Source organism: Tenacibaculum sp. Ill (genome assembly GCF_051938915.1).
In the GTDB taxonomy this organism is placed as follows: domain Bacteria; phylum Bacteroidota; class Bacteroidia; order Flavobacteriales; family Flavobacteriaceae; genus Polaribacter; species Polaribacter larymnensis.
Genome location: NZ_JBPSCW010000002.1, coordinates 1,494,634 through 1,508,806 on the forward strand (window position 1 = coordinate 1,494,634; position 14,173 = coordinate 1,508,806).

At 32.6% G+C, this 14,173-nt stretch carries 12 protein-coding genes; 3 read left to right on the forward strand and 9 right to left on the reverse strand.

All coding sequences use genetic code 11. The features are described 5' to 3' along the window. Nucleotide 1 precedes the first annotated feature (1 nt). The 4 genes from ACTPNM_RS07155 to ACTPNM_RS07170 are packed head-to-tail and all read right to left on the reverse strand — an operon-like array spanning nt 2 to nt 4,165. Nucleotides 2-640 carry an alpha/beta hydrolase gene (locus ACTPNM_RS07155; RefSeq protein ID WP_440121154.1) on the reverse strand — a complete coding sequence of 213 codons (639 nt, stop codon included), beginning with the start codon at nt 638-640 and terminating at the stop codon, nt 2-4. Between the two features lie 3 nt (nt 641-643). Continuing rightward, on the reverse strand, nt 644-970 hold the full coding sequence (locus ACTPNM_RS07160; RefSeq protein ID WP_099213844.1) for a hypothetical protein: 327 nt from the start codon (nt 968-970) through the stop codon (nt 644-646). 4 nt (nt 971-974) lie between these two features. Further along, on the reverse strand, nt 975-2,234 hold the full coding sequence (locus ACTPNM_RS07165; protein ID WP_440121155.1) for a dihydroorotase: 1,260 nt from the start codon (nt 2,232-2,234) through the stop codon (nt 975-977). Beyond that, nucleotides 2,231-4,165, reverse strand: a complete 1,935-nt coding sequence (locus ACTPNM_RS07170; RefSeq protein ID WP_440121156.1) for a BatA domain-containing protein — start codon at nt 4,163-4,165, stop codon at nt 2,231-2,233. Before ACTPNM_RS07170 ends, ACTPNM_RS07165 begins: the two co-directional genes overlap by 4 nt. A gap of 121 nt (nt 4,166-4,286) precedes the next feature. Here ACTPNM_RS07170 and ACTPNM_RS07175 point away from each other — a divergent pair, with 121 nt between their 5' ends. From ACTPNM_RS07175 to rlmF, 3 genes are read left to right on the forward strand one after another with little or no spacing between them, the layout of a single operon-like run. After that, nucleotides 4,287-4,952, forward strand: coding sequence for a class I SAM-dependent methyltransferase (locus ACTPNM_RS07175; protein WP_440121157.1), 666 nt, complete (start codon nt 4,287-4,289; stop codon nt 4,950-4,952). Beyond that, a complete protein-coding gene (gene bshC / locus ACTPNM_RS07180; RefSeq protein ID WP_440121158.1) occupies nt 4,952-6,547 on the forward strand; it encodes a bacillithiol biosynthesis cysteine-adding enzyme BshC in 1,596 nt (531 codons plus the stop codon). The genes ACTPNM_RS07175 and bshC overlap by 1 nt, the downstream gene beginning before the upstream one ends. Further along, complete coding sequence (rlmF, locus tag ACTPNM_RS07185; RefSeq protein WP_440121159.1) at nt 6,547-7,401, forward strand: 23S rRNA (adenine(1618)-N(6))-methyltransferase RlmF; 855 nt, start codon at nt 6,547-6,549, stop codon at nt 7,399-7,401. Before bshC ends, rlmF begins: the two co-directional genes overlap by 1 nt. 300 nt (nt 7,402-7,701) lie before the next feature. On the opposite strand, the gene ACTPNM_RS07190 is transcribed toward rlmF, so the two are convergent. The 5 genes from ACTPNM_RS07190 to ACTPNM_RS07210 form a co-directional block, all read right to left on the reverse strand. Then, on the reverse strand, nt 7,702-9,546 hold the full coding sequence (locus ACTPNM_RS07190) for a cystathionine beta-synthase (RefSeq protein WP_440121160.1): 1,845 nt from the start codon (nt 9,544-9,546) through the stop codon (nt 7,702-7,704). Nucleotides 9,547-9,771: 225 nt separating this feature from the next. Beyond that, complete coding sequence (locus ACTPNM_RS07195) at nt 9,772-10,266, reverse strand: VOC family protein (protein WP_274640182.1); 495 nt, start codon at nt 10,264-10,266, stop codon at nt 9,772-9,774. Between the two features lie 74 nt (nt 10,267-10,340). Then, on the reverse strand, nt 10,341-11,156 hold the full coding sequence (locus tag ACTPNM_RS07200; RefSeq protein ID WP_274640181.1) for an AraC family transcriptional regulator: 816 nt from the start codon (nt 11,154-11,156) through the stop codon (nt 10,341-10,343). Nucleotides 11,157-11,399: 243 nt separating this feature from the next. Next, nucleotides 11,400-11,798 (reverse strand): DUF6678 family protein, encoded by a 399-nt coding sequence (locus ACTPNM_RS07205; protein ID WP_274640180.1) that lies wholly within the window; start codon nt 11,796-11,798, stop codon nt 11,400-11,402. Nucleotides 11,799-11,917: 119 nt separating this feature from the next. After that, complete coding sequence (locus ACTPNM_RS07210) at nt 11,918-14,056, reverse strand: amino acid permease (RefSeq protein WP_440121161.1); 2,139 nt, start codon at nt 14,054-14,056, stop codon at nt 11,918-11,920. Nucleotides 14,057-14,173 lie beyond the last annotated feature (117 nt).

Sequence of the window (14,173 nt, forward strand, 5' to 3'; positions counted from 1 at the left end):
TTTATAGTCTTTCCTCAATCCAACTTTTAAAACTATAAAAGTTTTGAGGAGCTACACCATGTCCAACAGGGTATTCTGAATATTTGTTATCCAACTTAAAGTCTTTCAGTATAATAGGAGCTTTACGTGCCCAATCTATAGGAAGAACTTGATCTACAGTTCCGTGAGAGATATAATAATCTGTAGCAATTGAGTTGTCTATTTCGGCTGGTAACAATTCTTCATTAATATAACCGCTTAAAGCTACTACGTGCTTTACCTTGTTAGGGTACTTAAAACTTAATGCATAACTTAAAATAGCTCCTTGGCTAAATCCTAATAAAAATGTTTTATCAGGGTTTGTATTGTACTTCTCTTTGATTTCATCTATAAAAGACGCAATCTTATCAACCGATTCAGCTGCTTGTTTTAAATCAGAAAACTTACCGTTAACTGAATCAAAATTTATAGCATACCATGCATAGCCACCATACCCCATATCATGAGGAGCTCTGGCACTTATAATTAATAAATCGTCTGGTAATTCTTCTGCAAATGAAAATAAATCTTGTTCGTTGCTACCATATCCGTGTAATAAAATTAATAATGGAGGGTTAGCATTTGAGGTTTTAGGTTCTCTTACAATATATTGTAAACTCATGTATTAAATTCCTTTAAATAGGTTTTGAAATTGCTCTCCAACAACTGGTACAAGCTTTTTTTCTCCTTTTAAAACAGCTAAAAGGCTAATTAACCAAAGTACAAATAGTAGCACGCCAACAATCCAACCAGCATTACTACCTAAATATTTATAAACAACCCAGCCGTTTAAAAGCTGAAGAACATTTAAACCAAGCATTTGCCTAATGTAAAAACTAGCAAAAGCATTCTTTTTGTTCATGTTTAAAACAAAGGCAATAATAAGGCCTATAACTGTAAAATGACTAATGATTGCTTCGGTTTTTCCTTCGTTTACTGTTAAGTTTTCCATGATTTTATGAGTTTAAAATTAGTTGACTATTATTGTAAATACCATAAACTTTTCCTTCTAGATTTTTCCCTAGAAAGATACTGTTTTTCGAGGTAGAAACAATATTTTCCTTAGAGAAAGTATACGCTTCATCAGGATTAAAAATAGACAAACTAGCTTTTTCATCTTCTTTTATGGAAGCCAATTCAACATTAAAACGCTTTCTCGGGTTGCTTGTTAAGCAGTTAATAATAGTTTCTAAATCTAATACAGTATTTAAAGCACCAAAAGCACTTTCTAAACCAATAGTTCCGTCTTTTGCGGTAGAAAACTCTACTTTTTTATGTTCAATGTCAATAGGATTATGGTCTGAAGTAATTATATCAATAACACCCTCTTTTAATCCTTGTACTAAAGCTTTTCTATCTTCTTCTGTACGTAGAGGAGGATTTACCTTTTTATTAGCTTCAAAGCCATGTAGTTCATCATCTGTTAATATTAAATTGTGTACAGCGACACTACACGTTACATCTAAGCCTTTTTCTTTCGCTTCTTTAATAAGTTGAACAGATTTAGCTGTTGAGATAGTAGGAATGTGTAATTTTCCTCCTGTATATTCCAATAAAAATAAATCGCGAGAAATTTGAATTTCTTCTGCAAGTGCAGGAATTCCTTTCAACCCTAAAAGAGTACTATTTTTACCTTCATTAGCAACACCTTCACCTGCAATTAAGTTGTTTTTAGGGAAGCTTAGTACCAATCCGTCAAAGTTTTGAGCATACAACAAAGCTATCTTTAACAAATTATCATTGCTAACAGGTTTGTTATAATCACCAAAAGCAATAGCACCCGATTGTTGCATGTCGAACATTTCAGACATTTCAACTCCTTTACTTTGCTGTGTTAAAGCTCCAATAGGATGAATGCTAGTTGCAGCTCCGTTTACTTTATTAATTAAAAACTCAATAGCCGATTTATTATCAACTATAGGGTGTGTGTTTGGATTAATAGCTACATGTGTAAAACCACTTTTAGCCGCTACTAGTACACCGTGTTGCAAGGTTTCTCGCTCTTCATAACCAGGTTCACCAAAAGAAACACTAGTATCAAACCAACCCGGAGATACGTGAAGGTTATCAAGCGCTACAACAGTATAGTTTTCTTCACTAGTAATGTTGTTGTCAATTTTGGTAATAATACCGTCAGTAATTAAAATATCTTTAGTTTGTTGGTGGTAAGGACTAGAAGCATCTATTATTGTTGCCGATTTAAGCAGCGTTGTCATGGTTTAAAGAATTTTAAAATCAAAATTTCTAAAAGCAAAGATACAATAGCTAAGCCCAAAAACCATTTCCAAAGCCATTGAATTTTGTTTTCATTATTAATATTTTCTAAGGTGTTTTTAACTGAAGTAGATATGGTCATGTCATTAGCTTCAGAAAGCATTAAAAAGTCTAAGATACTTTCATCTTTATTGTAATTAAAAGCAATATTTCTAAGCACATTATTTTGTTGTTGTACTTGATAAAACCCAGCAGTTAAAGGCTGGTCTTTGGTTGTGATACGTGTTTTGTTTTGAAAAGTTTGCTGTAAAGGAATAAAAGAGCCTTTGCTATTAACAATACTTAAAACTTCATCTTTACCTAGTTGCTTATCAATATCAATAGTATTTTGTTTGTTTATTGTATAATACAATTCAGAAAGTTGTAAACTCTGTTTTCCTATGTTATAAAAAACAGGAACAATTAAAGGAGAGTTTGTAAAATTACTATTGTCTTTATTTAGAGGGGCAGCTACCCAATACATAGAAGCATTTGGTAAACTAATCTGTTTAATAAAACCTTGTTTGTTCTCAAAAGAAACAATATTGCTAGCATTTTTAAACTCAGTATTAAATGAGGTTTTTACAAATGGATATTGAAAGTTGGCTACCTTCTTTTCAAAAACATTTTTTAAAAGAGGATGATTATAATTAATCGAAGTAACCTTTAAACTATCATTTTTTTTAGAAAGTAACCTTCCTGTATTTAGCTTATTGAAAAAGTTGTTATAAGAAGAAAGTGTAGACTCTTTACTTGGAATTATAACAAGATTTCCACCTTTTTTAGTGTAGCTTTCTAAGCTGTTCAGAAGTGTTTCAGGAATACTTTCTAACTCATTTAATACAATAAGATGTTGCTTGTCTATCAAATTATAGTTGGCATTTTGTAGCGTAGAAGAAGTAAAATTAAATTCTTCTTTGGTATAAATTCGTTGTAGGAAGTTATTTGATTCTCCAATTGCTAGTACATTAATTTTTTCGTTAGCATTAATGGTAAAATAAAACGAATTATCAAACCCATAAGTGTCGTTAAAATTTATAGCAACTCTACCTAAAAACACAGGTGCTTTTACAACAGAAAAAGTAACCTCTGTAGTTTTGTTTTCCTCAATACTAAAGGTTTGTTTATTCAACAATTTGTCATTATTATATATAGCAACAGGAATATCATTTTTAGCACTTCCTTGATTTTTAACAACAATATGGACGTTAAAATTAGAGCCACCATTATCGTCAACAAAAACACTATCAATAGAAATGTTACTTTTTTGTTCAGGTACTAACTTTACAAAAGAAGTATTTTTAGGAGCATTGTCAATTTCCTCTTTTTTAATGTTTTGAAAATCAGAAATTACAATGTTTTTGGTAGGAGAAGTTATAGACTTATGTTCGCTAGTCATTTTTAAAAAAACATCAGCAAGGTCTCTACTTTTTGCGGTATTTGTTGTTTTTAACAACTCTTCTTTTAGTTCAGAAGCTGTTTTATTAGCGTAAAAATGATTGTTTGTAAGTAAAGAATAACTTGTTTTCTCTGTAGAATTTTCAATAATTTCTTGTGTAGCAATTTGTAGTAAATTACCCTTTTCTCCAACAGCATTAGTACTTAAAGAATTATCTAGATATATAAAGAAATGCTGCTCTTCATCTAATTTATGATTACTAAAGTAGGGTTGAGCAAAAGCAAAAATTAGAGCAGTAAGTAACAGTAAGCGAGTGGCTAAAATCAGCCATTTTTTTATACGAGAACTTTTACGTGTTTGCAACACTAACTTTTGTAAAAAAGCTACATTGGTAAACGGAACTTTTACAAATCGCTGTAGTTGGAACAGGTGTACCAAAATAGGAATGAGTAAAAAAGCTAAGAAATATAAAATCTCAGGATGTTTAAACTGCATAATTGTAATTTACTAACTGTAAAAATACCTAAATAGATGGTTAAAAAAAGAATGTAGTTAAAAATCTGTTAGAAGTCTGGTAAGTTTTCGACAAAGGATTAAATTTTCCTATTTTTGGACTATGACTACAAAAGAGAGTGAGTGTAACATTCCGGAAGAAATTAATTATAAAAAACACTGGAATGCTGCCTACGTAAAAAATCCAACAGAAAAACTAGGCTGGTTCGAAGAAAGTTCGAAAGAAACTATTCAATTATTAAAAGAATCCAAAGTACCTAAAGACGCTAAAATCTTAAATGTAGGCGTTGGTTCATCCATGTTAATTGACGAGCTAGTAGCTGATGGATATTCAGGTTTAATAGCAAATGATTTATCTGAAAAAGCTTTAATTGATATACAAAATCGATTAGGAAAAGATGCATCAAAAGTTAATTTTATAGCTGATGATTTAGTGACTCCAACTAAGTTGCATGAGCTTGATGAAGTTGATGTATGGAATGATAGAGCGGTACTACACTTCTTTTTAAAAAACGAAGAACAAAACGCCTATTTTAATTTATTAAAGAAGCTTGTAAAAATTGACGGATTTGTAATTATTGCTGTTTTTGCTTTAGACGGAGCAGAAAAATGTTGTGGACTGCAATTACAACGTTACAATACGGAAATGTTACAAGAAAAATTAGGAAACGATTTTGTTTTAGTCAATAGTTTTAATCACACATTTGTAAATCCGTACGGAGGAGAACGTCCGTATGTTTACACCTTATTTCAAAGAACGCACAAGTAATGAACATAACCAATATACCTTATAAAAACACAGGATTCTTTTCTAAAACAATGGAGGATTATTTAAAGGCTGATGAAAATATTCAACCTTTTTATAACCGTTATCCGAGTTTACGAAACTTTGAAAAGCAACTAGAAGATAAGAAAGCAAATCCTATTTCAAGCACTCAAAGAAAAAGATTGGTTGAAGTATTGAGAAAACAATACAAAGACATTGATTTGTCGTTCGACACGCAAAAAAATATAGAAAGCTTACTAGAAGAGAATACATTTACTATTACAACAGGGCATCAGCTGAACTTATTTACAGGGCCGTTATACTTTTTATATAAGATTATATCAACTATAAATATGTGTGAACATTTGTCAATGCAATTTCCGAATGAGAATTTTGTACCCGTATATTGGATGGCAACTGAAGACCACGATTTTGAAGAAATTAACTTCTTTAACTTTAAAGGTAAAAAAGTACAGTGGAACTCTGACCAAGCAGGACCAGTAGGGCGTTTTACAACCGAGGGGTTACAAGATGTTTTTGAAGTGTTTGCAGAACATTTGGGAAGTTCAAAAAATGCTGTTCAAATAAAAGAGATATTTGAAAAAGGATACTTGCAACACAAAACATTAGCAGATGCAACCCGATATATAGCCGATAAACTTTTTGGAAAGTATGGTTTGGTAATTTTAGATGCTGATGAAAGAGAATTAAAAAGAGCACTAACACCGTATGTAGAATACGATTTGTTACACGAAACCTCTTATAAAGAAGTATCGAAAACAATTACAGAACTAGAGAAATCATATAAAATACAAGTAAATCCGCGTGAGATAAACTTGTTTTATATCACCGATAGGATTCGCGAACGTATTGTTCTTGAAAACGGAATTTACAAAGTAAATAATACAGATATTTCTTGGACAAAAGATGAAATTCTAGACCATTTACATAGTCAGCCAGAATGCTTTTCACCAAACGTAATTATGCGTCCACTATACCAAGAGGTAATTTTACCGAACCTATGTTACATAGGTGGAGGAGGAGAGTTAGCCTACTGGTTAGAGTTAAAGGCATATTTTGATAAAGTAAATGTTCCGTTTCCTATTTTGTTATTGAGAAACTCAGCTCAAATACTTTCAGAAAAACAATTAGGAAAGTTAGAGAAACTAAACGTTTCAGAAGAAGAACTATTTTTAAAACAAGACGACTTACTAGCAAGAAAAGTGTTAGCTAATGGCGATACTAAGGTAGATTTTACCAAGCAAAAGCAGTTTTTACAAGAACAATTTGACGATTTACGTGAGCTAGCTCAAAAAACCGATGTTTCTTTTGTAGGTGCAGTAAATGCACAAGAAAAAAAGCAGATAAAAGGACTAGAAAACCTCGAGAAAAGATGGTTGAGAGCAGAAAAAAGACGTCAGAAAGAAATGGTTGAAAGAATCGTAGCTTTGCAAAACGAATTGTTACCTAATCAAAGTTTAGAAGAACGTCAACGTAATTTTTCAGAGCTCTATTTAGAATATGGAGCCGACTTTATTAAAGTTCTGAAAGAAAATTTACATCCGTTACAACTAGAGTTTACAGTTATTACACTTTAATGGCAGATAAAAAAGGATTACACAAAAAAAACAAACATAAAAACGGATATAATTTTAAACTCTTAAAAGAAAAGTATCCAAAAATAGAGGAGTTTGTTATTGAAAAATTTGAGAAGGAAACCATCGATTTTTCTGACCCAATAGCAGTAAAGGAGTTTAATAAGGCATTATTAGCTGCTCATTATAATATTAAACATTGGAATTTTTCTGATGATAATTTATGTCCGCCAATACCTGGAAGAGTAGATTACATTCATCATTTAGCCGATTTGGTAGCAGATGAGGAAAACGTAACGGTGTTAGATATTGGCACAGGAGCAAGTTGTATTTATCCTTTGTTGGGAATTGCAGAATATGACTGGAATTTTGTTGCTACTGATATCGATTTAGATTCATTAGATTATTCTCAAGACATTATAGATGATAATGGTTTTACGGATAAGGTTGAATTAAGGCAACAGTTTAAAGAAGAGCATATTTTAGAAGGAATCATAGAAGCAGATGATGCATTTACTGTAACTATGTGTAATCCACCATTCTATAAATCGGCAGAAGAGGCTAGAGGAGCCAACCGAAGAAAATCAAGAAACTTAGGAAATAATGCTGTCCGTAATTTTGCAGGAAACTCTAATGAATTATGGTATATAGGTGGAGAGAAAGCTTTTTTACATACCTATTTATATGAGAGTTCTAAATTTCCGAAAGTAAGTAAATGGTTTACGAGTTTGGTTTCTAAAAAAGAAAACGTAGAAAGCTTACAAAACTCAGGAAAAAAGTTAGGAGTTAAAGAGTTTAAAGTAATTCCTATGCATCAAGGGAACAAGGTAACACGCATTGTGTGTTGGAGGTTTTAGAAAAGGAAAGAAACTTTCTAAAATAATAAATAAACGTCATTTCGACCGAAGGGAGAAATCTCACTAAGGTTGGTTACTCTGATTATTGAGATTTCTCAGTCGTAGCCTCCTTCGAAATGACGTTTTGTTTTGTTATTTCGAACTGAAGTGTAACGAAAGGAGAAATCTTTAAAAAAGGAGTCACTCATATAATCGAAACGACGTTTTGTTTTGTCATTACGAGTGATAACGAAGTAATCTTTATGTAGAGAGTAAGATAGCCACGTCGTTACCACTCCTCGCTATGACGTTTTATAGTTCTTAAATACCTTTTACAAAGTCTAAGAACACTTTTTTATGAAGCTCTAAATCCATATTAGGAGAAAGTGCTACACGAGCAATATAATCTTTATCACCTTCTTTGGTAGTTCCTTGTGTTGAGGTTGCAGGAATCGTCCAGTAACAACCTTTTAACTGTCCGTAGCTTACACAATACTTACTTTCATTTGGTATTTCAGTAATCATTAAATTGATAAGTTTTAAGTTTAAAGTTCTTTTATACGCTTCTTTTTCTTCCGCAGTATTTCCTTTGGTAGGAAGGTCTAACGAAAATACCGATGGCGTAAACCCTTGTGCTGCTAATTCCTCAGAAACAAAATTGATTTTAGCATCAGGTAACACTTCATGAATAAAGTTTACAAACTCACGAGTATTTTTATAAGCATCGCTAATTCGTTGCGTCATAGAAGGCATTTGTGCAGCCAATATTTCATATTGAAGCGGTGTAGCCTCGTTATCGCAAATGTGTAAGTGTTTTTCTATTTTTTCAATTAAAGCATTCGTTGTTTTGTTTCCAACACAGTATCCAGCAGTACATTTTCCACCACTTGGGAATTTAGAACCACTAGCAAACGAAATAGTTCTAATATTGGCTAACATGTCTGTATCTCCTAAAAAGTGAACATTCGGACAGAAAGTTTGGTCTAAAATAAACACAGGATCAACCGCTGTTTCACCAGTAGGAGTCGTACGTTTTTTACTCAAAACATCTCTTAAATCGGTAAGATTTGGTACTTCTACTCTTGGGTTGGTTGGAATTTCAGCAATGATATAAGGAACCGCATCTTGTGCTGCAATGTTAGTTAACACGGTGTCAATACTTTCTACCATATCATTGTCTCCATCAACAGGTAAATCAACAATGTCTACATTGTTTAAACAAGCAGCAACACGTCTTGCTTGGTCGTTTGTACCACCATAACAGTTTGGAGGCACTACAATTTTAATCGCTTTTCCTTGATGGTTTTCAAGAGCATCATCAATTAATCCCATTAAAATGGCATATTGTATTGAAAGTCCACTTGATGCTACTAATGCTTTTGTACTGGTATTGGTAATTTCATTGATTAATTTCTCAACCTTCGCTTTGTTTTGTGCTACATCAGTAACCGTAACATCATACAGCTCATCGATAAGGCTTTTTAACGCTTTTAACGAATTAGCAGGAGTCATGGCAATAGTTTCTCTTCTTCTTACATGTTGAATATCTGAAATATAAGAATCGTTTTGTGCACCGTTTACCAATAAAAGGCTTCCTAATTCTGGGTGTGTATTGATGTAAAAATCAACGTTTGGTACAAAGGTAAAGTTGCAAATAGCTTCTTGTTCAACAATCATCAATACGGTGCTACCATCAAACTCTGGAATAGCTTCAACACTATCCACCTTTTTTAATTCAAACTGATATCCGTATACATTTTTAATTACTTCTGCATCAAAAAAGCTAGGGATTTCATTGGTGTACACTATTTGCGTGTTTTTATTAGCAAACAAATTCGCTCTTAATACAGCCAACACAGGAACTGTTTGTGACGAAAAACTAATTACATTTTCTGCTTTTGTATGGTATAGTTTGGCAATCGTCCATTCTAATACAGATGATAACGGATGCCCTAAACGAATATAATCGTACGCAGTTGGTAACTCGTTTAAAGCAGAAGCAGCAGTATTGTTGTTTTTATACAAATCTTCAAACTGTTCTAAAAACTGGGTTTTGGCTAGTTTTTCTACATAAATATCCAGACGGTGCGTGGTTAGGTTTAACCAATCTGCCGGCATATTTTCTACAACATTTTTTATATAAGTATGTAAGTTTTTGTCTTGCATTATAGGTGTCTTTTAATAAGACTGCAAGATACGTTAATTAGATTTTTTTGAAAAGGGGAAGGAATGGTTTTATACAGGGAGTTTTGCTTTCGTTTGATATATGAGTTGTAGCTGACTTTATAAATTTATGGGTTTGTTTTTAAGACACTTTAATAAAAAGAAATAACGGTTTGAGTTAGTACCCAAACCATTATTACTTCCCTTTATTGTTAGGAGTTTGTTTTTTTAATTTGGCGAATGAAGTCCAATTTTATTTCCTTCTGAGTCGAGAAAAATAGCAAAGTACCCGTTTTCGTCAGCATGAGGTGTTTTAGGTATCACAATATTTCCACCATGTTCTCCTACTTTATCAATAATAGTTTGCAGGTTGTCTCCACCATTGAGGTAAATGGTAACTCCGCTAGCAGAAGGTTCATAACCTTCGCCTTGTATAATTACTCCTGTAACCATTTGATTTTGGTAAGGAAATACCCCCATTTCCATTTCTGGAAAATGGAATCTTTCAATTTCTATTCCTAAAATTTCTTTGTAAAAATTAACGGCTCGTGTAATGTTGGTTGCTGGAATTTCGAAAATTGAGACATAACTTTTCATCTGTTGTATGCTTTTAGTGATTGATTCTTGAGATTGCGTTGTTTTAGCGACTGTAGTGTCTTTGTTTTTGCAAGACACAAAGCAAAAAAGTAGGGTAATAATGGCAATAAGTGTGTTGTTTTTCATTTTCAGCTTAGTATTATTGATGCAAAACTAAGAGCAGAAAATTAGTTGAAATTGTAAAAATGCGACACCTTAGCTTATTTGTAAAAAAGAGTAGAAAGCTTCAAGCTTTCGTCAGTAAGAAACTCTTTGGGGTTTATTCCTGTAAATTCTCTAAAGTCTTTGATGAAGTGAGCTTGATCGAAATAGTCGCTTTTATAGGCAACATCGGTTAGGTTTTTAGACTTTTGGTTAAGCATCAATTTTAAAGCTGTTTGCAATCGAATTACTTTCCCTAATTGTTTGGGGCTTACTCCAATTTGTTTTTTAAAGTTTCTTTCAAGCTGTCTTCTTTTAGATAGGTCGTATTGGAGGATTGAGTTTATAGAAACACTTCCGTTTGTAGTTAGAAGGGCATCAACAGTATTTTTTACAATATTATGAATTGTTTTTTGGTCGTTAAACGTATCCAAAAGAAACTTTTCGATTATGTCTATACGTTGTATCGTATTTTCAGCGTTGATTATTTTTTGTTGTAAACCATCTGCGGTTTTCTTGTCAAAAAGTAGGTCTAGTGACGTTTCTTTATTTGCCAAGTTGTTGATTGGTCCAGAAATAAAATTGGCAAACCCATAAGGATAAAATCTAATGGCAAAAGTATTGACATAACCTGTTGGTTCAATATAAAATGGCTCAATTGTTTGTCCCAATATCATTGCCCGTGGTTGAAGTATAAAGTCATTTTCGGAAGTGTACCGTTTGATATCGTCTCCAAGAATAAATGCCATCTCTATACAACCATCTGGTACAATTCGTTGTTTTTGTGGTTCGGAAAGTATAGGTACTTCCAAAGTCCAATAACAACTAATAATGGAGCTTAAATCTGTATGTGGTTCGTATGTTTGGTAGTCCATTTTGTAGTTTAATCTTTTTCAGCATGAGATACGATTTACCAAAGATATAACTTAAGAAGTATAGAATAATACTATTAGATACGTTAATTAGATTTTTTTGGAAAGTTGGGAGAGGGAGTTTTTACTGTTTAATTATTGGGTTAAAAAGAATGGTTTTTGTTTAAGAATTTGTATTAGTGATTCCGAGTAGATTTGGGTATAGTTGAATTCAAAGGAATTATAATTGTGGATTATAGTATAGCATTATTTATACCCATATAATCTTAAAATTCCATTATATTTCTCTATATCAAAATCTCCAATTTTATTAATCAAATTTTTAATTTTAGTAATGTCTTGGCTATGTTCAGAAATTGTTTGTTTTGAAATCCGTTTATTATTAATCATTTGCATTTTTTCAGGAAATTCAACCCATTCAATTTCTTTATATAAAATAGGTTCTATGAAAAAAGGATAGAAATCAACAAAATCAAATTCAGTTTCCAGAACTTTTTCCCGTCCAATAAGTTTATACTTGATAAATACGGAGTCAAATTCCTTAACTAAATTATCAAATAGTTTTTCCCATTTTGAATTATTCATAAATGATGAAAAATTACTTTTTTGGATGATATCATCTATATTTTTTTCTGTTAAGTTCACTTTCTGAGCTCAGCTGTTTTTATTATTTAAAAAGGGTTTAAAGTATCTGCCGTTTTAATAAACCGATATAGTCTGGTAGCGAATATAGCTATTTTAAACCTTAGAAATCAAACCAAAAATTAAGTAGTCTCCTCCGTATCCAGCTTATCTATTTCATAACTCATGTATTCCTTATACAGTTTTGCGATAGATTTGGTTTCCCCAAGTATAGTAAGTACATCATCTTTTAGAAAAACAGTTGAACCGTTAGGGGTAAACGTTTTGTCGTTTCTTTCAACCAAAGCTACTAAAACATCTTTTGGTAACTGAATTTCCTTTAGCTGTTTTCCAATCATGGTGTCTTGCGGAGTTCCTTCGAGTAGTTTGATGCTTACAAATCGTTCGTTTTGTAGTAAAAACTCCTTAATTTCTCTGTGACTATTCATTTTAAGCAAGGTTTTTACGATGTGCTCTCGTTCTAAAATATCAAGAAGTCTCGATAGCATGCGCAATTGCTGTTTTGGGTTTTCATCAGAATTAATTAGAAAAGCACAGATTTGTATGGGCTTTTTAAACTCATAATCTTCAGATGGAAATGCGCCTTTAATTGGGTTTTTAGAAATAACAATTTTCATGGAAGGATGCGTAACACTCTTAAACTTGGCATGAAAAACTAAAATACCAGGTAACGCTATTACAGATTCATCGGGTATAGATTGGAAAAATTTGTGTAGTACTCCTTCTTTGTTGAGGTCTAACTCTCTACAAAAGTAATCGGAAGCGATATTTAAGACCTTGTCAAAGTTAGTAGTATCCTTAATTATTTTTATTTTCGACTTAATTACGGTTTCATCAAAAGGATCGCCTTCACGAAGTCCTTTTTCTTTTAAAATAGTCATTAATTCATTTTCCAACTCGTCGTACTGATGCCTCCCTAAAAGCGCAAACCAATGAAAAATAGCGCCTTCTCGTTTTACTTTTCCTTTGGAATAGAAGTGATACCAAAGTAGGCCTATTACAATAATACCTGAGGTAAAAAGTATAGGCATCCATCCTAAATAAATAATAAGGATGAATGAAATAACAATTCCGATAACTTGCATAAAAGGATATAATGGAGATAAATAGCCAGGGTCGTACGATTCTATTTTACTTTTTCTAAAAACGATAACAGAGAAATTGATAAAGATAAAAATTAACAGTTGGAAGGTACTAGCAAGCTTTACAATACCTTCTTCTGATAGTACTAGAATGAATACTATAATTAATGCTGTGGTTAAAAATATAGCGACTATAGGACTTCCCTTTTTACCAATTCTAGCTAAAATAGCAGGAAACAGTTTATCGCGTCCCATGGCAAACGGATATCGCGATGCAGATAATAATCCTGCATTTCCTGTTGAGGCAAAAGCGGCAAGTGCTGCTACCGACATTAATAAAACTCCTACATTATCGGGTAACCATTTAAAAAGTTGTTCTGCGGCTGTAGCTGCTGGTGCTAGTTCGTTAGCAAAGGCAGTAGGCTCAATAAGAGTTACCATAATAAAAACACCCAAACCATAAATTAATCCTGTAACGACTAAAGAAAGTATCATACCTAAAGGAATATTTCTTTCAGGGTTTTTAATTTCTTCTGCAACACTTACTATTTGAGTGAGCCCTAGGTAGGAAACAAAAACAAAACCTATAGTGGTAAACATTCCTCCAAATCCGTTTGAAAAGAAGGGAGTAAATTGTTTGTTGATAGATTCGTTGGTAATAGTATCTGAGGTAAAGATGGAGAAAAGACCATCTGCAATAAAACCAACCAAAATGACTAATAGAAATATGACAAATACTTTTTGAAAGGCGGAGGTTTTTTTAGCACCTACTAAGTTTAACGCCATAAAAAAGAGAGTAGCCACAATGGCAACTATTTTGGTAGGTACTTCCCAAAATATAGCGGCATAAGCACCAATACCAATAATAGCAAAGGCTGTTTTAAGCATTAAAGCAAAATAGGTACCCAGTCCGCCAATGGTTCCCATGAGTGGTCCTAAACTTCTATCTAAAAAAAAGTATGCTCCACCTGATCGTGGTAAGGCTGTTGATATTTCAGCAATACTAAACATGGTGGGCAGTATTAATACACCTGCAAGTAAGTAGGCTAAAAATACAGAAGGTCCTGTGTAATGTGAGGCGATTCCTGGTAGTAAAAAGAAACCAGAACTAAACATAGCTCCAGTACTTATGGCAAAAACATCAAATAATCCTAAGTCTTTTTTTAGTTTGTTCCTCATGACTTTTGCGTTTAAGGCTTATTATTAAGTGGTTAGACCATGAGAAGATATGAAAAAAATTACACTTTTTAAGCGTGGTTAGATTAAGAAAGTGTTTGTAATATGCTCTTTTAGAGT